The sequence below is a fragment of the Bacillus sp. BD48 genome (genome assembly GCF_046566805.1).
Lineage (GTDB): Bacteria > Bacillota > Bacilli > Bacillales > Bacillaceae > Bacillus > Bacillus safensis.
This window is the reverse complement of sequence record NZ_JANGFM010000003.1, coordinates 322,884-341,103: the sequence shown is the minus strand read 5'-3', so window position 1 is coordinate 341,103 and position 18,220 is coordinate 322,884. Positions and strand designations below refer to the sequence as shown.

The following is an 18,220-nucleotide window of genomic DNA, read 5'->3' as shown; positions in this document are numbered from 1 at the left end:
TAGGAGGATGACAAAATGATTTCAGTAAACGATTTTCGTACTGGCCTGACAATTGAAGTGGACGGCGGTATTTGGCGAGTAGTAGATTTCCAGCACGTAAAACCAGGGAAAGGCGCAGCGTTTGTTCGTTCGAAACTGCGTAACCTGCGTACTGGTGCCATTCAAGAAAAAACATTCCGCGCAGGCGAAAAAGTAGCGAAAGCTCAAATTGAAACAAAAACAATGCAATACTTGTATGCAAATGGCGATCAGCATGTTTTCATGGATACAAGCTCATATGAGCAGCTTGAACTTAGTGAAGCACAAATTAAAGATGAGCTGAAATATTTGCTTGAAAATATGTCTGTTCAAATCGTAATGTACGGTGCTGAAACACTGGGAGTAGAACTTCCAAACACAGTAGAACTAGAAGTAGTAGAAACAGAGCCTGGTATTAAAGGTGACACAACATCAGGCGGTTCAAAACCTGCAAAAACTGAAACTGGTTTAATCGTCAACGTTCCTTTCTTTGTGAACCAAGGAGATAAACTAGTGATTAATACATCAGACGGCTCATACGTCTCAAGAGCGTAATGAACGAAGAAAGGCTGTAAACCTCGTGTTTACAGCCTTTTTTTATTGGAATAATGACTCCTCAAGACAGGCCTTCTCTCAATTCTCTCATTCATCTCTCTTCCTTCCTGAAAAACAAGACTACTTCCAGCTAGTCAAGCATATAGTGTAAAAAAAGCTGGAGGTTCTATATGAAACAATTTCTCCCAGGTCTACACCCGTCAGTCGCTGCAATGGCAGGGATGAGGTTCTTATCTGCCGCCATTGAACTGACGGCCGCCATCCTCATTTTAATCACAAATGATGTACGGAAAGCGGTAGTCATCAATAGTATATTGGCGATTATCGGGCCGCTCATTTTTATTATCACGATGACGATTGGAATCTATCAAATTGCAGGGCAGCTATCCTATGCCAAGCTCGTATTTATTTTCATTGGTGTCGTGTTTATTCTCGTTGGGATCTATAAGTGAAACGGCTTGGCATAATTAACGGCTCACATCATACATTTTAGAGAAGAAAAAAAGGAGGGGAATTCGTTGCGGAGTTTGTTGGATATTCTCCCGCACTCGATTGGACAAGAACTCAGACTGCTGAAAGAGGCAGAATGGGCGCAAATAGAAGAAATCCGCATTCGCACGGATCGTCCTATAGAACTGATGCAGGGAGGAAAACCACGTTTTCTTTCTTATCACACAACAGGGGAAGATGCATCTCAGCTATTAGGCAGGCTGAGCAATTACAGCATGTACACACTTGAGGAAGAGCTAAAACAGGGCTATATCACCATATCTGGCGGGCACCGGGTGGGACTTGCAGGAAAGGTGATCGTTGAAAACGGATTCGTCAAAGGGTTAAGAGATATCTCTTCATTTAATATCCGCATTGCCAAAGAAAAAATCGGAATTGCGCTTCCTTTTCTTCCTTATTTATATGAAGAGCACTGGCACAATACACTCATCATCGGTCCCCCGCAAACGGGGAAAACCACACTTCTGCGGGATATAGCACGTCTTGCTAGTACAGGCACAAAGACAATTCCTCCTAGAAAAACAGGCATTATTGATGAGCGTTCTGAAATCGCCGGATGTATAAGAGGGGTCCCGCAGCACCATTTTGGCCACCGGATTGATGTACTCGATGCATGTCCAAAGGCTGAAGGGTTGATGATGATGATTCGGTCTATGAGCCCAGAGGTCATGATTGTCGATGAAATCGGAAAAAGTGAGGATGTCGAGGCACTTTTAGAAGCGATTCATGCCGGAGTTAACATCATCGTCTCAGCTCATGGCTATTCACTTGAAGATGTATATAAACGTCCTTCATTTAAGCCGTTATGGGAGCTTCGTGTGTTTGAACGATATGTTGAATTAAATCGAAACAATGGACCAGGCACGATTGGGCGGATGTACGGCGGGGACGGCCAAGAGATGAAATGGAGGCGGGGAGTGTGTTAAAGCTCATTGGCGCTATTTTCATTGTCGCGGCCACGACTTGGGGCGGGTTCGAGTTTGCCAAACGATATAGTGACAGACCTAAACAAATTCGGCAGCTGCGGTTTGCTCTCCAGTCTCTTGAAGCTGAAATTATGTATGGTCAAACCCCTTTAGCGCGGGCGGCAGAGCAAATTGCAGCGCAGGTAGGACCTCCTGTGAATCAGCTGTTTGAACAATTTGCAGAAAAGCTGAAAGAGGGAACTTTTTCTGCACGGCATGCATGGAACGAAAGTCTTGAGGATGTTTGGAAAAAAACCGTATTGAAAAAAGGCGAATATGAGGCGCTGAAGCACTTTGGAGAAACACTTGGCCAGCATGATGTCACTTCTCAGCAAAAGTATATCAAGCTTGCTTTAGGCCATTTGGAATCAGAGGAGAAAGAAGCTGAAATCGCCCAAGCAAAAAATGAAAAAATGGTCAGAAGCCTCGGGTTTTTAAGCGGATTACTACTGATTCTTTTATTGATGTGAGAGGAAGGGAGTCGAGAGCATGGGCGTTGATGTAAACGTCATTTTTCAAATTGCCGGAGTAGGCATCGTCGTGGCCTTTCTCCATACGATTTTAGACCAAATGGGGAAGAAAGAGTACGCTCAGTGGGTGACGCTGCTTGGGTTTATCTACATTTTGTTTATGGTGGCAACCATTGTAGACGATTTGTTTAAAAAGATTAAAGCCGTATTTCTATTTCAAGGATAGGGGAGGGCTTACAAATCGAAATCATACAAATTGTTGGACTTGGTTTAATTGCTACTTTTTTAGCATTAATCGTCAAAGAACAAAAGCCAACCTTCGCCTTTATGCTTGTGGTTTTTACCGGATGTGTGATTTTCCTTTATTTAATTGATCAAATCTATGCCATTATCTCGATGATTGAAAAAATTGCGGCAAGTGCCGGCGTCAATATGAAGTATGTTGAAACCATATTGAAGATCATTGGCATTGCCTATATTGCGGAATTTGGCGCTCAGCTGACAAAGGATGCTGGACAAGGCGCCATTGCATCAAAAATAGAGCTAGGCGGCAAGATCCTCATCTTGGTTATGGCAGTCCCGATTTTAACAGTCATCATTGAGACGATCTTAGGAATGATCCCGTCCATGACGTAAATGAAAAGAGGTGATGACAATGAAACGGGTGACTGCTGTTATGGGATTGATGCTTTTCTTTTGGCTGATTGCTCCTCATGCAGGTGCAGAAGAAAAAGAACCTTTATCTAATGAACAGCCAGCAGCACAAGAAGTGGCGAATGGACAGGCTGACGCACTTGAGCTTCATTCTATCAGTGACTTTTGGGAAACCATATTGGACGAGTATGGAGGTTTTTTGCCAGAAAGCCAAAAAGGCACAGTGAAGGAAATGATTGACGGCGATAAAGAGCTGTCTCCCCAAACATGGCTGAAAGCCTTTGTACATTATCTATTTCACGAGGTCATCGCAAACGGAAAGCTCCTAGGTACTCTCATTTTACTCACCATCTTTTGTTCGCTTTTGCAGCTTTTGCAAAATGCCTTTGAACAAAGTACTGTCAGCAAAGTCGCATATGCTCTTGTTTATATGGTGCTGATCATTATTGCACTCAACAGCTTTCATGTGGCGATTTCCTATGCAACAGAGGCCATTCAAACGATGACCAGTTTTATTCTTGCTCTTATTCCTCTTTTACTAGCGCTTATTGCTTCATCTGGCGGGCTTGTCTCAGCCGGATTCTTTCATCCTGTTATTTTATTTTTAATGAACACGAGCGGTGTTTTCATACAGTATGTCGTTCTCCCGCTCATCTTTTTATCAGCAATATTGAGCATTATTAGTACGCTGACCGAACAATACAAGGTCACCCAGCTTGCCCAGCTGTTAAGAAATGTGGCAATTGGCGGGCTTGCCGTTTTTTTAACCGTTTTTCTTGGTGTCATTTCCGTTCAGGGTGCATCTGCGGCCGTTACGGATGGAATCGCTCTTCGTACAGCCAAATTCATTACCGGAAACTTCATCCCTGTCCTAGGCAGAATGTTTACAGATGCGACGGATACCGTGATCAGCGCCTCAGTTTTACTCAAAAATACAGTCGGACTAGTTGGGGTCGCCATTTTGATTTCAATTGCCGCCTTCCCGGCAATTAAAGTACTCTCGTTAGCCCTTATCTATAAGCTTGCGGCTGCCATCCTTCAGCCGTTAGGCGGCGGACCCATCATCAGCTGTCTTGATGTCATTTCAAAAAGTGTGCTGTATATATTTGCCGCACTTGCTGTTGTGTCGCTCATGTTCTTTTTAAGCATTACCGTCATCATCACTGCGGGTAACCTGACCATGATGATGAAGTAAGGAGGGGAGACCTTTTGAGCTTTCTCACGGAATGGATCACAAGTATTATTCTCTTTATCTTATTTGCGATTGTTATTGATCTTCTGCTTCCCAATTCGAGCATGCAAAAGTATGCAAAAATGGTCGTCAGCCTGCTGCTCATCGTGGTGATGCTCAATCCGATTTTTGCTTTATTTCGAGCAGATCCTGACCAAATTTTTTCAGAATTGATGAAAGGGAAGCAAGAAGCGCAGTCAGAAGAAATAAAAAATCAGATGAATTTAGAAAAAAAAGAAATACAAGCCTCTCAGCGTGCATATATTTTAAAGCAAATGGCTGTCCAACTAGAAAAAAGCGCAAAGGAGCCACTGGAGAAGGAGAGCTATGAAATGAAACACGTAGAAGTGCTGGCTGATGAGGAGCATCTGGATCAGAATATGGAGGCGGATCAATTTCGCATCAAAGCAGTTCTTTCCCCGCTCACAGGTGATGCTGTAGAAACGGTGGCAAAGGTGGACATTGATCTCTCCAGGCAAAAGGAGGAAAGCGCTGGATCTTCTAGCAAAGAGATCACGAGGGTGAAAGAGACACTTGCTGATGTTTGGAATACGAGTCCTGAGCACATCGCGCTGAACATTGAGGGAGGTGACGCAGCAGATCATGAATAACAAGGACTGGAAACAAAAGCTGAAATCATTCTTCCAGCCGCCTGAAAAAGGTGAAGGAAAACCCAAATTAACGAAGCACCATTACTTGCTGCTTGTATTCATTATCGGCGTATCTTTCATGTTAGTCAGTCAGATCTTGTCACCGCCGTCAAGCAAACAACAAGCTGCGGTTCCTGCATCTAAAAAAACATCCTCAGAAGAGCAGGAGGTATTCAAACCGTCATCCTCAGGTAAACCAAAGAATTCAATTGAGGACGTGGAGCAAGAATACGAAAATCAGCTGAAAGAAATTTTAGAGACCATCATTGGCGTTGAGGATGTATCAATTGTGGTCAATGTGGATGCAACTTCTTTAAAAGTGTTTGAAAAAAACAAATCCAATAAAAGTACAACGACCGAGGAAACAGATAAAGAAGGCGGCGTGCGAAGTGTCACCGATCAAACAAAAGAAGAAGAAGTCGTCATCATCAAAAATGGCAATGAAGAAACACCAGTCGTTGTTCAAACGAAAAAACCAGAAATTCGAGGTGTCCTCGTTGTTGCTCAAGGAGTAGACAACGTTCAAATAAAGAAAACCATCATTGAAGCGGTTACACGAGTGCTTGATGTACCGAGCCATAGAGTGGCTGTTGCCCCTAAAAAAATCAAGGAGGATTCGGAATGATGTTAAAAAAACAAACGGTTTGGCTATTAACGATGCTAAGTTTAGTTGTCGTATTAAGTGTGTACTATATCATGTCTCCACAGGGTGAAAATGCAGTGACAGTAGAAGATACGAAATCAAAAGGCACTGAGGAGAAAAAGGTTGAAACAGAAAAAGGGACGGATAAAGGAACGGAAAAAGGCGCTGATAAGAAATCCACTGACAAAGAAACAAACGGCAAACAAGAGGATATCGAAACAAGCGGTGAAGAAGGAAAGGCTGTGTCAGAGCAAACAGATGATGAGCTTTTTACAACATACAGACTAGAACTTGAAGATAAACGAAGCAAGCAGCGCGAAGAATTCAACGAAATCGTGTCCAGTGACGATGCAACGGCACAAGAAAAAAGTGAAGCATATGATCAAATGACCGCACTTAGTGAGGCAGAAGGAACTGAGCGTCAGCTCGAAACCTTGATCAAAACAAAAGGCTATAAAGATGCGCTCGTAAGTGCTGAAGGAGATAAAGTGAGCATCACGGTTCGTTCTGATAAAAAATCAAAGTCTCAAGCGGCCGATATTATTGATATGGTCACAAAAGAAATGAGAGGTCTTGATAACGTAGCTGTCACTTTTGAGCCCACTAATCAATAAAAAATGAACTGGCGCCCTTTGCCGAAAAGGGCGTTTTTTGATGCGGCTTGACGCCCCTTCCAAGGTGCTTTCGCGAGACGCTTCGCCACAATAGTAGTTGAATTCATTGAAATCCTCCTGTAAGATGGGTATAGTACGTACTTTTAGTACTAGCCTATAATAAAAAGATAAATCCATACATAGGGGTGCAAATCCATGTTAAAAATTGAAGAAATTCATGAACTGATTAAATTAATTGACGACTCTACAATCGATGAATTTACGTACGAAAACGAAGGTGCGAAAATCAAACTGAAGAAAAATAAAGAAATCGTTCAGCAAGTTGCGGCACAAGCACCAGTGGCTCCTGTCCAAGCAGCTCCAGCTCAACAAGCTCCTACAGCACAAGCTCCAGCTCAGACCGAAGCCCCTGCACAAGAGGCAGCTGTGTCTGAAAATCTGCATAAAATCACATCCCCAATGGTTGGCACATTTTATGCTTCATCTTCACCAGAAGCAGATCCGTACGTGACAACAGGTTCTAAGGTGAAGGAAAATTCAGTTGTATGTATCGTGGAAGCGATGAAACTGTTTAATGAAATCGAAGCAGAAGTAAAAGGTGAAATCGTCGAAGTATTAGCTGAAAACGGTCAGCTTGTAGAATTCGGACAACCCCTCTTTCTAGTGAAAGCAGAGTAAGGAGTACGATCATGATTAAAAAGCTATTAATTGCAAACAGAGGAGAAATCGCAGTTAGAATTATCCGCGCTTGTAAAGAGCTTGGAATTGAAACTGTTGCGGTATTTTCTGAAGCGGATCGCGATGCGCTGCATGTACAAATGGCTGATGAAGCATATTGCATCGGACCGACTGCTTCTAAAGATAGTTATTTAAATGTCACGAATATTGTCAGTGTAGCAAAATTAACAGGGACAGATGCCATTCACCCAGGATACGGCTTTTTAGCAGAAAATGCAGACTTTGCAGAGCTTTGCGAGGAATGTAATGTGATCTTTGTTGGACCAACTGCGTCAGCGATTTCCAAAATGGGAACGAAAGATGTCGCGCGTGAAACAATGAAGAGTGCAGGCGTCCCGATCGTTCCTGGTTCTCAAGGAATTGTAAAAGATCTTGATGATGCTGTTTCAACAGCAGCTAGTATTGGGTATCCTGTGATTATTAAAGCAACTGCAGGCGGAGGCGGTAAAGGAATCCGTGTGGCTCGTACAGAAGAAGAGCTTATTAACGGAGTCACCATCACGCAGCAGGAAGCGGCGCAAAACTTTGGGAACCCTGGTGTCTATTTAGAAAAGTTCATTGAAGACTTTAGACATGTGGAAATCCAAGTGCTTGCAGATCAGCATGGCAATACAATTCATTTAGGAGAGCGTGATTGCTCGATCCAAAGAAGAATGCAAAAGCTTCTTGAAGAAACGCCATCACCAGCACTGAATGCAGACATCCGTGAGCAAATGGGTGAAGCAGCCGTAAAAGCAGCAGAAGCTGTTGAATACACAGGTGCTGGAACAGTCGAATTCATTTATGATTATAATGAAGAGAAGTTCTACTTCATGGAAATGAATACTCGTATTCAAGTAGAGCATCCTGTGACAGAAATGGTCACAGGTGTAGACTTGATCAAAGAACAGATCAAGGTTGCATCAGGTGAGAAGCTTTCTCTTACACAAGAGGATGTCGTATATGAAGGCTGGGCGATCGAATGCCGTATCAATGCAGAGAACCCAGAGAAAAACTTCATGCCTTCAGCTGGTGAAATTAAAATGTATCTTCCACCAGGCGGTTTAGGTGTACGTGTTGATTCTGCCGCTTATCCGGGCTATGTGATTCCGCCATATTATGACAGCATGATTGCAAAAGTGATCACATATGGTAAGACGAGAGAAGAAGCGATTGCGAAAATGAAACGTGCGCTTCAAGAATTCGTTATTGAAGGAGTCTACACAACGATTCCATTCCACCTTAGATTGCTCGAACATGAAACATTTGTGAGCGGTAATTTTAATACGAAGTTTTTAGAAACATACCAAATCATGAAATAATCACAGCTTTCGGAGGTGAATGATCGTGTCAGAAAACAATTTGCTTGAAATGAACCTTGATGAAGATCAATTGGGAAAAGTGCAAATTGCACCAGAAGTGATTGAAGTCATTGCTGGGATCGCCGCTTCAGAAGTCGAAGGCATTGCCGAAATGCGCGGCAATTTCGCTGCTGATGTAGCAGAACGCTTTGGTAAGAAAAATCACCGTAAAGGTGTAAAAGTAGATGTCTCTGATGAAGGCATCACAATTGATGTGTATTGTGTGGTTGAATTTGGCCTATCCATTCCAAAGGTATCCACTGCTGTACAAGAAAATATCCGTCAAACCCTTTTGAACATGACTGCCTTAACGATTAATGAAATTAACATTCATGTCGTTGGCATTCAATTTGATACAAAAGCACCTGAGGCTGAAGTAGATCAAGAAATGTAAAGAAGGGTTTAAGTGAAACCAAGGAGGCATTGCCTCTTTGGTTTTTTAAAGCCCATTTTTGGGTCATTTCCGAATATTGATAACGTCACGCGTTGATTGATTCGTTTTTCGTCACAGCTCGCATGGATCTTGGTGCGACCACGGTCAAAATATGTTATGATCTCTGTATGGCTTAACGACAAGCGGATAAAGTGGTTAAAGGAGTAAATAATGAAAAGAAGAACTGCAAGAGAAAAGGCGCTACAAACATTATTTCAAATTGATGTGAGCAATATTGATCCGAAAGAGGCCATTACACATGCGCTGGATGAACAAGAATCAGATCCTTTTTTCGAGGAACTGGTTTTCGGTGTGCTTGAACAAAAGGACAAGCTTGATGACATGATCTCTCGGCATCTAGTGAATTGGAAACTCGATCGTATTGCAAATGTAGACAGAGCCATTTTAAGGCTGTCTGTGTACGAGATGGTGTATCAAGAAGACATCCCAGTTAGTGTCTCAATGAATGAAGCGATTGAACTCGCCAAATTATTCGGCGATGATAAAGCACCGAAATTTGTAAATGGTGTACTTTCAAACATTAAAAACGACCTAAAGCAGCAATAGGAGGATTCGACATGACAGCAGCAATCATCGATGGGAAAGAAACAGCAAAAGAAAAGCGTGAACAATTAGCAAAAGAAGTAGAAGAGCTAAAACAAAAAGGAGTCACACCTGGTCTTGCCGTTATTCTAATCGGTGATGATCCGGCTTCACTTTCTTACGTACGCGGGAAGAAAAAAGCAGCAGAAGCAATGGGCATGCATTTCCAGCTTGATCATTTAGATGCTTCTTTAACAGAAGAAGAATTGCTTCAGCTGATTGATCAGTACAATGCGAACGATCAATTCCACGGGATTCTTGTTCAACTTCCACTGCCTAAACACATTTCTGAAAAAGCCGTCATTGAACGTATTTCACCTGAGAAAGATGTGGATGGTTTCCATCCATTAAATATCGGGAAAATGCTGCTTGGGGAAGATACATTCCTTCCTTGTACACCAGCAGGCATTGTTGAATTACTGAAAAAAACGGGTGTCAGTCTTTCTGGAAAAGAAGTAGTTGTTGTTGGACGCAGCAATATTGTCGGCAAACCAGTTGGACAATTGCTGTTAAATGAAAACGCAACGGTTACTTACTGCCATTCAAGAACGGCGAATATTTCAGAACATACGTTAAAAGCGGACATTTTAGTTGTTGCCGTCGGTCGAGCAAACTTTATTAAAGCTGACCAAATCAAAGAAGGCGCAATTGTCATCGATGTAGGAGTTAATCGTTTGGATACTGGGAAGCTTGTTGGGGATGTTGATTTTGAAGAAGCAAAAGAAAAAGCTTCTTACATTACACCAGTCCCTGGCGGAGTCGGTCCAATGACGATTACGATGCTTGCACACAATACGGTTAAATCAGCAAAACGTACATTAGCATAAGCTTTATCCATTCATCCACCTGCATGCTGCCGGTGGATGAATGTGCGTTTTTGAAGAGGAGGAATACGTCATGAGTGAAAAAGCCTTTGTGACGGTCACAGCCCTTACAAAATACATAAAAAGAAAATTTGATGTTGATCCGCATTTAGAAGATATTTGGATCAAAGGTGAGTTATCCAATGTGAAGATTCATTCAAGAGGTCATGTGTACTTCACCTTAAAAGACGAAAACGCACGCATGCAAGCTGTCATGTTTCAGCGTTCCGCATCAAAGCTGCCTTTTTCACCAAAGAGCGGAATGAAAGTGTTTGTACGTGGCGGGATTCAAGTATATGAACCAAGCGGCAACTATCAATTATATGCAAAAGAAATGCAGCCTGATGGTGTTGGTGCTCTTCATCTTGCTTATGAAGAGCTGAAGAAAAAGCTGGCAAGTGAAGGCTTATTTGATGCGCGCTATAAAAAATCAATTCCTGAATATCCAGAGGTTGTTGGTGTCATTACATCCCCAACAGGAGCGGCTGTTCGAGATGTCATCACAACAATTAACCGGCGCTATCAGCAGGCGAAAATCATTGTACTTCCAGCGCTTGTCCAAGGTGAGAATGCCACCCGTTCAATCGTAGAGAGGATCAAGGAAGCAAATGAAAAACAGCTCTGTGATGTCTTGATTGTCGGAAGAGGAGGCGGTTCGATCGAAGAACTTTGGGCCTTTAATGAAGAAGCTGTCGCAAGAGCGATCTTCGCATCAGACATTCCAATCATTTCTGCAGTGGGGCACGAAACGGACTTTACAATCAGTGATTTCACTGCAGATATGAGAGCACCCACACCAACAGGAGCAGCCGAGCTCGCTGTTCCAAGTACAGCCGATTTAATAGAACGAATCAAATCCATTGACATTCGGCTCACAAGGGCTGTGAAAAATCGAACTTCACAAGCGAAAGACCGTCTTGTGGCGCTGCAATCCTCTTATGCCTTCCGTTTTCCAAAACGATTGCAGGAGCAAAAAGAGCAGCAATTCGATTTGGTATTTGACCGTTTTCAAAAACAACTGACGAGACAAATTGAACAAAAACGCAGTCAACTAGACCGCCAGACATACAGGCTGAAGCCGCTTCATCCAAAAGAGCAGCTGCTTCAGGCGAAAAAACGCCACGCCAATGAAACAGAACAGCTCGTTCGCAGCATGAATGTGCAAATGAAAACAATACATTCGCAGTTCCAATCTGTTATTGGTAAACTAAATGCATTAAATCCACTTCAAGTGATGGAAAGAGGCTATAGTTTAGCCTATAAAGACGATGAACTGATTAAAAGTGTGAACCAAGTCGATACGAAGGATCAGCTGGCTATCACCATGAAGGATGGACGTCTGATTTGTGAGGTTATTGAGAAGGAGGGGCAATCATCATGACAGAATCAAATAAACAAAAAGAAGAACAAATGACATTTGAAGAAGCGATGAAAGGTCTTGAGGAGATCGTTGGAAAGCTCGAAGAAGGAGATGTACCACTTGAGCAAGCCATTCATTATTTCCAAGAAGGCATGACACTTTCAAAGCTTTGTCATGAAAAATTACAGCATGTTGAAAAGCAGATGGATTTCATCTTAAAAGAGGACGGTGAGCTGGCTCCTTTCTCAGTGAAGGAGGCAGATGCTGGTGACAAGTAATTTGCAGGTTTTTTTAACAACACGAAAACAGGCCATTGAAGATTATTTATTTACATATGTTCAGGAATTGAAGATTCCAGAAGAACTAAAATCTTCGATGCTTTACTCTCTTGAAGCTGGTGGGAAAAGACTTCGTCCTGTTCTCGTTCTTGCTTTATTACATGCCTACGGAAAAAACGAAGAAGATGGCATACCGGTTGGCTGTGCTGTAGAGATGATTCATACGTATTCATTGATACATGACGACCTTCCTTGCATGGATGATGATGACCTTCGCAGAGGAAAGCCGACCAACCATAAAGTATACGGGGAAGCAACCGCGGTTCTCGCTGGTGATGCCCTTTTAACGGAAAGCTTCCGCCTTATTACATCGCAGCTATCTAGCAGCGTCTCTCCTGACCAAAAGCTCAGAATCGTAGATGAGCTTGTGAGATCAGCAGGTGCACTAGGAATGGTTGGCGGTCAATTTGATGACATGGAAGCAGAGCAAAAACAAGTGCCGCTTGCTGAACTAGAATCCATTCACGCCCGTAAAACAGGAAAGCTTCTCACATTCAGCGTCACAGCAGGTGCAATGCTGGCAGGAGCATCAGATGACGATATCGAAAAACTAAGAGAATTCAGCTATCATATCGGCATTGCTTTTCAAATCCGTGATGACATTTTAGATCTCGAAGGAAGCGAAGAAAAAATAGGAAAACGGGTCGGCTCTGATACAGCGAATGAAAAGTCGACATATCCTTCTTTATTAACGCTTTCAGGAGCAAAAGAAAAGCTGCAGGAGCACATCACACGTGCAAAAGAAATTGTCTCAAATCTTGAATTAGAGCAGCAACTGCTGCATGAGTTATGTGATCTGATCGCTTCAAGAGATCATTAAAAACAGCCTAGATTTGAGGGTCTTCGAGCAATTGTGGTAAACTGTAAACAGTTTAACATGATGAGACAACTCTTATTCCTGCTTGGTTTTCCTAGGAATAAGGCATTATATATGTAGATAGAAATTTTGTTGAAAGCGAGTTGATCCTGATTGGATCTTTTATCAATAAAAAATCCAACGTTTCTAAAAGGAATGTCAAATGCAGAATTAGAGGAGCTTAGTGCTGACATTCGCATGTTTTTAATTGAGTCCTTAGCTAACTCTGGCGGGCATATCGGTCCGAACCTGGGTGTCGTGGAACTCACAGTTGCCCTCCATAAAGTATTTGACAGCCCGAAAGACAAATTCCTTTGGGATGTTGGACATCAGTCTTACGTTCACAAGCTGTTAACTGGAAGAGGAGCGGAGTTTGATACACTTCGTCAATATAAAGGACTTTGCGGTTTTCCTAAACGAAATGAAAGTGAGCATGATGTTTGGGAAACGGGCCACAGCTCAACCTCATTATCTGGCGCGATGGGTATGGCGGCGGCGCGGGATATTAAAGGGACAGATGAATATATCCTGCCGATTATCGGAGATGGTGCATTAACCGGAGGTATGGCGCTGGAAGCCTTGAATCATATCGGTGATGAAAAGAAAGACATGATCGTCATCTTAAACGATAATGAAATGAGCATTGCTCCAAACGTCGGTGCGATTCACACAATGCTTGGTAGACTGCGCACAGCAGGCAAATACCAATGGGTAAAAGACGAGCTCGAATATTTATTCAAGCGAATCCCAGCTGTAGGCGGAAAGCTTGCTGCCACAGCAGAGCGTATTAAAGACAGCCTCAAGTATTTACTTGTGTCTGGTATGTTCTTTGAGGAAATGGGATTCACTTACTTAGGTCCTGTCGATGGACATTCTTATGAAGATCTTTTTGAAAACCTTGAATATGCAAAGAAAACAAAAGGTCCTGTCCTGCTGCATGTCATCACGAAAAAAGGAAAAGGCTATCAGCCGGCAGAATCCGATAAAATTGGGACTTGGCACGGCACAGGTCCATACAAAATTGATACAGGTGATTTTGTAAAACCAGCAGCTGCTGCACCGTCATGGAGTGGTCTTGTCAGTGAAACAGTCAGAAAGCTGGCACGGAAAGATGAGCGGATTGTTGCCATCACGCCTGCGATGCCTGTTGGCTCAAAACTTGAAGGTTTTGCAAAGGAATTTCCAGAGCGGATGTTTGATGTAGGGATTGCTGAGCAGCATGCAGCAACAATGGCAGCTGGCCTTGCAACGCAGGATATGAAGCCATTTTTAGCGATTTATTCAACATTCCTGCAAAGAGCTTATGATCAAGTGCTGCATGATATTTGCCGACAGAACCTCAATGTATTTATCGGGATTGACCGTGCGGGTCTTGTCGGTGCTGATGGAGAAACACATCAAGGTGTGTTTGATATTGCCTTCATGCGTCATATGCCGAATATGGTGCTCATGATGCCGAAGGATGAAAATGAAGGCCAGCACATGGTCAATACAGCCATTCAGTATGATGACGGTCCTATTGCCATGCGCTTCCCGCGCGGAAATGGGTTGGGCGTGAAAATGGATGAACAGCTCAAAACCATTCCGATTGGGTCTTGGGAGGTTCTTCGTCCAGGGAAGGATGCCGTGATCTTAACATTCGGTACGACGATTAAAATGGCGCTGCAAGCAGCTGAGGAACTTCAAAAAGAAGGGAAATCTATTCGTGTCGTCAACGCGCGGTTTATTAAGCCGCTTGATGAAGCGATGCTAAATGATATTCTTTCTGAAGGGATTCCAATTTTAACGATTGAAGAAGCTGTGCTCCAAGGCGGGTTTGGCAGCAGCGTATTAGAATATCTACACGACAAAAAAGCATCACATATCAAAGTAGAACGCATGGGTATCCCAGATGAATTTATTGAGCATGGAAGTGTTGATGCTCTGCTTGAAGAAATTGGTCTGACGAAAGCAAAGGTTGCTGAGACTTTACGTGACCTGCTTCCTGCAGCACCAAGAAAAGGAATTGGATCATGACATCGAAGAAAGAACGACTTGACGTTTTATTAGTCGAACAAGGACTAATGGAAACAAGAGAGAAAGCAAAGCGTGCCATCATGGCAGGGATCGTTTACTCAAATGAAAACCGTTTGGATAAACCAGGAGAGAAAATTGCTCGTGATACACCGCTCACAGTGAAAGGGAATCCTCTCAAATACGTAAGCCGCGGCGGGTTAAAGCTCGAAAAAGCGCTCAAAGAATTTGACCTGACAGTTGAAGGGAAATTGCTGATTGATATTGGCTCTTCAACAGGCGGATTTACAGATTGTGCTCTTCAAAATGGAGCGGTCAAATCATATGCTGTAGACGTTGGCTACAATCAGCTTGCGTGGAAATTAAGGCAGGATGACAGGGTCATCGTCATGGAGCGCACCAATTTCCGCCATTCCGTCCCAGCTGATTTTACTGAAGGATTGCCAGAAGTGGCATCAATTGATGTATCTTTTATTTCACTTAAACTCATTCTTCCGGCTTTAAAGCATATTCTTGTTCCAGGTGGTGACTGTATTGCACTCGTCAAGCCTCAATTTGAAGCAGGCAGAGAGCTTGTTGGAAAAAAAGGAATCGTGCGCGAGCCGTCTGTCCATCTTGGTGTACTAGAAGAGATGAATCAATTTGCTGCAAAAGAAGGCTATGATGTAAAGGATGTATCATTTTCACCTATTACTGGTGGAGACGGAAATATTGAATTTCTGCTTCATTTAGTGCTTCATCCTGATCAAGAAGAAAATGCGGCACTTCCTGCTTCAGAACTTGAGAAGGTCGTCAAGGAAGCCCACTCCGTATTGAAAGAAAAGAAAAACAGCCCTGAGCCGGCTGACACATGAAATCATTGAAACAAAAGGAATAATAGCTCGCTATTATTCCTTTTTACATGGTCAAAAGACGAGAATCGGCTGTATCTCACGTAATGCTTGTTTTTTGAACTATGCATCATATAACATAGAACGTAAAGAAGACAAACTGAGAATGAAACGCCTAGGGGGGTCTAATTTATGAATAAAGGTCAAAGGCATATTAAAATTAGAGAAATCATTGCAAGCCAAGAAATCGAAACACAGGATGAATTGGTCGATATTTTGAAAGCCGATGGATATAACATCACACAAGCGACCGTTTCTAGAGATATTAAAGAATTACATTTAGTGAAAGTTCCGACGAACAATGGGACATATAAATACAGTCTTCCTGCGGATCAGCGGTTTAACCCGCTGTCAAAGCTGAAGCGATCCCTAATGGATGCATTTATTAAAATGGATGCTGCCAGTCATTTGATTGTTCTTAAAACAATGCCGGGTAATGCTCAGGCGATTGGTGCTTTAATGGATAATTTAGATTGGGAAGAAATTATGGGAACGATTTGCGGGGATGATACCATTTTAATCATTTGCCGCACCCCAGATGATACAGAGACAGTTTCGAGCAAAATTTTAGAGCTTCTATAAAGAATCAGGTTTACTAAAAGAGGTGTCAAATGAGTGTTAGCAGAACTAACCATTAAAAACTTTGCAATCATTGAAGAGTTAACGGTTTCATTTGAAAAAGGACTCACGGTCCTAACAGGGGAAACAGGTGCCGGAAAATCCATCATGATTGACGCTGTCTCACTTCTCGTGGGAGGAAGAGGTTCTTCTGAATTTGTCCGCTATGGTGAAAAAAAGGCAGAGCTGGAAGGGCTTTTTCTTGTACCAGCCGATCATCCTGTATTTGCTCTTTGCGAAGAGCAAGGAATTGACGCATCAGATGAAATGATGATCCTCCGCCGTGATATTAACAACAGCGGGAAAAGCATTTGCCGCATTAATGGAAAGCTTGTCACCATCTCAATTTTACGTGAAGTAGGACGGCTTTTGCTTGATATACATGGTCAGCACGATAACCAGCTGCTCATGGAAGATGAAAATCATCTGCATTTGCTTGATCAATTTGGGGCAGAAGAAATTGCACCGGCTCTCTTGCAGTATCAAGAAGCATATGATCAATATATGAAGACGTCTCAAAAGCTCAGACAGCTGTCTGAGAACGAGCAGGAAATGGTGCACCGGTTAGATTTACTGCAATTTCAGCTAGAGGAGATTGAGGCGGCGCAATTAGAGCCGGGCGAAGATGAGAGGCTTCAGGAAGAGCGTCATCAAATCAGCAACTACGAAAAAATCTATTCCTCACTTCAAAATGCGTATAACGCCTTGCGTAATGAGCAAGGAGGACTAGATTGGGTGGGCATGTCCTCAAGCGAGCTTGAGCAGGTGTCTGAGATCAACGATGATTTGAAGAAGCTATCTGAACAAGTGTCGAATTCCTACTACTTATTAGAGGATTCAACCTTCCAAATGAGAAGCATGCTGGATCAATTAGAATTCGATCCGGCTCGTCTTGATTTTATTGAATCCAGGCTGAATGAAATGAAGCAGTTAAAACGAAAATACGGCACAACCGTTGAGGAAATTTTGGAGTATGCGGCGAAGATTGAAGAAGAAATAGATCAAATCCAAAATCGAGACAGCCACCTGCAGACGCTCAAGAATAAACTGGATGCGATGAGCCGTGATGCCCTGCTCGAAGCACTTAACGTTTCGGAGCTGCGTAAAAAATGGGCCAAAAAACTAGCCAAGCAAATTCAAACGGAGCTCAAGGATTTGTATATGGAGAAGTCCGCATTTGACACAGCTTTTTCTGTTCGATATGCACCTTTTGGCAGCACAGATTGTCCGCTATTAGACGGAAAACCTGTCCAGCTCGGGAAAAATGGAATCGACCAAGCACAATTTGTCATTTCTACAAATACAGGCGAACCGATGAAATCTTTATCGAAAGTAGCCTCTGGCGGAGAAATCTCACGTGTCATGCTCGCTGTGAAGAGTATTTTCTCAGCCAAACAAGACGTCACATCCATTATTTTTGATGAAGTTGATACAGGCGTCAGCGGCAGAGTCGCACAAGCCATTGCCGAAAAAATTTACAAAGTAGCGTCGGGGTCACAAGTGCTCTGCATTACACATCTGCCTCAAGTAGCCGCAATGGCCGACACACATCTTTTCATTTCGAAACGCTCGAAAGCGGGCAGAACACTGACGAGTGTCAAACCATTAAGTCATGAAGAAAAAGTGAGTGAAATTGGCCGGATGATTGCCGGTGTGGAAGTGACTGAGCTGACAAAACAACACGCAAAAGAACTATTGCACCAAGCAAATGATGTCAAAACAACAGGGTAGCTGAATCATCAGCTGCCTTTTTTTATGTTGTCTAAAAGCCCGCGTATATACCCATAAAATCGTCTTTTTCTTTTATCAATTTATCCAATCATTTTCTAAAGCTGCCGGTTATAAATCCTCTCGAAGA

22 protein-coding genes are annotated in these 18,220 nt (G+C 42.8%); all 22 read left to right on the top strand.

Features of this window, described 5'->3' with window-relative positions:
* The first annotated feature begins 15 nt into the window (after positions 1-15).
* The 22 genes from efp to recN all read left to right on the top strand — a co-directional run bounded on the left by efp (position 16) and on the right by recN (position 18,093).
* A complete protein-coding gene (gene efp, locus ACLGGR_RS11730; RefSeq protein ID WP_024422954.1) occupies positions 16-573 on the top strand; it encodes an elongation factor P in 558 nt (185 codons plus the stop codon).
* 170 nt (positions 574-743) lie between these two features.
* Positions 744-1,025, top strand: coding sequence for a YqhV family protein (locus tag ACLGGR_RS11725; protein ID WP_024422953.1), 282 nt, complete (start codon positions 744-746; stop codon positions 1,023-1,025).
* Between the two features lie 66 nt (positions 1,026-1,091).
* Complete coding sequence (gene spoIIIAA, locus ACLGGR_RS11720) at positions 1,092-2,009, top strand: stage III sporulation protein AA (protein WP_095408985.1); 918 nt, start codon at positions 1,092-1,094, stop codon at positions 2,007-2,009.
* A complete protein-coding gene (gene spoIIIAB / locus ACLGGR_RS11715; RefSeq protein ID WP_142945982.1) occupies positions 2,003-2,518 on the top strand; it encodes a stage III sporulation protein SpoIIIAB in 516 nt (171 codons plus the stop codon). Before spoIIIAA ends, spoIIIAB begins: the two co-directional genes overlap by 7 nt.
* A gap of 19 nt (positions 2,519-2,537) precedes the next feature.
* Entirely contained in the window at positions 2,538-2,744 is a 207-nt protein-coding gene (gene spoIIIAC / locus ACLGGR_RS11710; RefSeq protein ID WP_003153142.1) for a stage III sporulation protein AC, read from the top strand.
* Positions 2,741-3,154, top strand: a complete 414-nt coding sequence (gene spoIIIAD, locus ACLGGR_RS11705) for a stage III sporulation protein AD (protein WP_087978339.1) — start codon at positions 2,741-2,743, stop codon at positions 3,152-3,154. The genes spoIIIAC and spoIIIAD overlap by 4 nt, the downstream gene beginning before the upstream one ends.
* 19 nt (positions 3,155-3,173) lie before the next feature.
* Positions 3,174-4,367, top strand: coding sequence for a stage III sporulation protein AE (gene spoIIIAE / locus ACLGGR_RS11700; RefSeq protein WP_073979624.1), 1,194 nt, complete (start codon positions 3,174-3,176; stop codon positions 4,365-4,367).
* A 14-nt stretch (positions 4,368-4,381) separates the two neighbouring features.
* Positions 4,382-5,014, top strand: a complete 633-nt coding sequence (gene spoIIIAF / locus ACLGGR_RS11695; RefSeq protein ID WP_410973111.1) for a stage III sporulation protein AF — start codon at positions 4,382-4,384, stop codon at positions 5,012-5,014.
* Complete coding sequence (gene spoIIIAG, locus ACLGGR_RS11690; protein ID WP_251216545.1) at positions 5,007-5,678, top strand: stage III sporulation protein AG; 672 nt, start codon at positions 5,007-5,009, stop codon at positions 5,676-5,678. Before spoIIIAF ends, spoIIIAG begins: the two co-directional genes overlap by 8 nt.
* Complete coding sequence (locus ACLGGR_RS11685) at positions 5,678-6,310, top strand: SpoIIIAH-like family protein (protein WP_186318657.1); 633 nt, start codon at positions 5,678-5,680, stop codon at positions 6,308-6,310. Before spoIIIAG ends, ACLGGR_RS11685 begins: the two co-directional genes overlap by 1 nt.
* Before the next feature lie 195 nt (positions 6,311-6,505).
* Positions 6,506-6,988, top strand: coding sequence for an acetyl-CoA carboxylase biotin carboxyl carrier protein (gene accB / locus ACLGGR_RS11680; protein WP_142945979.1), 483 nt, complete (start codon positions 6,506-6,508; stop codon positions 6,986-6,988).
* Positions 6,989-6,999: 11 nt separating this feature from the next.
* A complete protein-coding gene (gene accC / locus ACLGGR_RS11675) occupies positions 7,000-8,349 on the top strand; it encodes an acetyl-CoA carboxylase biotin carboxylase subunit (RefSeq protein ID WP_039179872.1) in 1,350 nt (449 codons plus the stop codon).
* A gap of 25 nt (positions 8,350-8,374) precedes the next feature.
* Entirely contained in the window at positions 8,375-8,782 is a 408-nt protein-coding gene (locus tag ACLGGR_RS11670) for an Asp23/Gls24 family envelope stress response protein (protein ID WP_034280262.1), read from the top strand.
* Positions 8,783-8,992: 210 nt separating this feature from the next.
* On the top strand, positions 8,993-9,388 hold the full coding sequence (nusB, locus tag ACLGGR_RS11665; protein ID WP_142945978.1) for a transcription antitermination factor NusB: 396 nt from the start codon (positions 8,993-8,995) through the stop codon (positions 9,386-9,388).
* Positions 9,389-9,399: 11 nt separating this feature from the next.
* The gene (folD, locus tag ACLGGR_RS11660) at positions 9,400-10,251 is read left to right on the top strand and encodes a bifunctional methylenetetrahydrofolate dehydrogenase/methenyltetrahydrofolate cyclohydrolase FolD (RefSeq protein WP_142945977.1); all 852 of its coding nucleotides are present in this window, start codon (positions 9,400-9,402) and stop codon (positions 10,249-10,251) included.
* Between the two features lie 70 nt (positions 10,252-10,321).
* A complete protein-coding gene (gene xseA / locus ACLGGR_RS11655) occupies positions 10,322-11,668 on the top strand; it encodes an exodeoxyribonuclease VII large subunit (RefSeq protein ID WP_410973110.1) in 1,347 nt (448 codons plus the stop codon).
* The gene (locus ACLGGR_RS11650) at positions 11,665-11,925 is read left to right on the top strand and encodes an exodeoxyribonuclease VII small subunit (RefSeq protein WP_003215880.1); all 261 of its coding nucleotides are present in this window, start codon (positions 11,665-11,667) and stop codon (positions 11,923-11,925) included. The genes xseA and ACLGGR_RS11650 overlap by 4 nt, the downstream gene beginning before the upstream one ends.
* Entirely contained in the window at positions 11,909-12,805 is an 897-nt protein-coding gene (locus ACLGGR_RS11645; RefSeq protein WP_285846178.1) for a polyprenyl synthetase family protein, read from the top strand. Before ACLGGR_RS11650 ends, ACLGGR_RS11645 begins: the two co-directional genes overlap by 17 nt.
* 150 nt (positions 12,806-12,955) lie before the next feature.
* Positions 12,956-14,857: a 1-deoxy-D-xylulose-5-phosphate synthase gene (gene dxs, locus ACLGGR_RS11640; RefSeq protein WP_410973109.1), complete on the top strand. Its 1,902-nt coding sequence runs from the start codon at positions 12,956-12,958 to the stop codon at positions 14,855-14,857.
* Positions 14,854-15,708: a TlyA family RNA methyltransferase gene (locus tag ACLGGR_RS11635; protein ID WP_126681609.1), complete on the top strand. Its 855-nt coding sequence runs from the start codon at positions 14,854-14,856 to the stop codon at positions 15,706-15,708. The genes dxs and ACLGGR_RS11635 overlap by 4 nt, the downstream gene beginning before the upstream one ends.
* A 168-nt stretch (positions 15,709-15,876) precedes the next feature.
* On the top strand, positions 15,877-16,326 hold the full coding sequence (ahrC, locus tag ACLGGR_RS11630; RefSeq protein WP_024422938.1) for a transcriptional regulator AhrC/ArgR: 450 nt from the start codon (positions 15,877-15,879) through the stop codon (positions 16,324-16,326).
* A gap of 33 nt (positions 16,327-16,359) precedes the next feature.
* Positions 16,360-18,093, top strand: coding sequence for a DNA repair protein RecN (gene recN / locus ACLGGR_RS11625; protein WP_251216550.1), 1,734 nt, complete (start codon positions 16,360-16,362; stop codon positions 18,091-18,093).
* Positions 18,094-18,220 lie beyond the last annotated feature (127 nt).

What these genes read in the sequence shown, in the direction of transcription:
- efp (WP_024422954.1), top strand. Translation starts at nt 16, where the DNA reads ATGATTTCAGTAAACGATTTTCGTACTGGCCTGACAATTGAAGTGGAC.
- ACLGGR_RS11725 (WP_024422953.1), top strand. Translation starts at nt 744, where the DNA reads ATGAAACAATTTCTCCCAGGTCTACACCCGTCAGTCGCTGCAATGGCA.
- spoIIIAC (WP_003153142.1), top strand. Translation starts at nt 2,538, where the DNA reads ATGGGCGTTGATGTAAACGTCATTTTTCAAATTGCCGGAGTAGGCATC.
- spoIIIAE (WP_073979624.1), top strand. Translation starts at nt 3,174, where the DNA reads ATGAAACGGGTGACTGCTGTTATGGGATTGATGCTTTTCTTTTGGCTG.
- spoIIIAG (WP_251216545.1), top strand. Translation starts at nt 5,007, where the DNA reads ATGAATAACAAGGACTGGAAACAAAAGCTGAAATCATTCTTCCAGCCG.
- ACLGGR_RS11685 (WP_186318657.1), top strand. Translation starts at nt 5,678, where the DNA reads ATGTTAAAAAAACAAACGGTTTGGCTATTAACGATGCTAAGTTTAGTT.
- accB (WP_142945979.1), top strand. Translation starts at nt 6,506, where the DNA reads ATGTTAAAAATTGAAGAAATTCATGAACTGATTAAATTAATTGACGAC.
- accC (WP_039179872.1), top strand. Translation starts at nt 7,000, where the DNA reads ATGATTAAAAAGCTATTAATTGCAAACAGAGGAGAAATCGCAGTTAGA.
- nusB (WP_142945978.1), top strand. Translation starts at nt 8,993, where the DNA reads ATGAAAAGAAGAACTGCAAGAGAAAAGGCGCTACAAACATTATTTCAA.
- folD (WP_142945977.1), top strand. Translation starts at nt 9,400, where the DNA reads ATGACAGCAGCAATCATCGATGGGAAAGAAACAGCAAAAGAAAAGCGT.
- xseA (WP_410973110.1), top strand. Translation starts at nt 10,322, where the DNA reads ATGAGTGAAAAAGCCTTTGTGACGGTCACAGCCCTTACAAAATACATA.
- ACLGGR_RS11650 (WP_003215880.1), top strand. Translation starts at nt 11,665, where the DNA reads ATGACAGAATCAAATAAACAAAAAGAAGAACAAATGACATTTGAAGAA.
- ACLGGR_RS11645 (WP_285846178.1), top strand. Translation starts at nt 11,909, where the DNA reads ATGCTGGTGACAAGTAATTTGCAGGTTTTTTTAACAACACGAAAACAG.
- ACLGGR_RS11635 (WP_126681609.1), top strand. Translation starts at nt 14,854, where the DNA reads ATGACATCGAAGAAAGAACGACTTGACGTTTTATTAGTCGAACAAGGA.
- ahrC (WP_024422938.1), top strand. Translation starts at nt 15,877, where the DNA reads ATGAATAAAGGTCAAAGGCATATTAAAATTAGAGAAATCATTGCAAGC.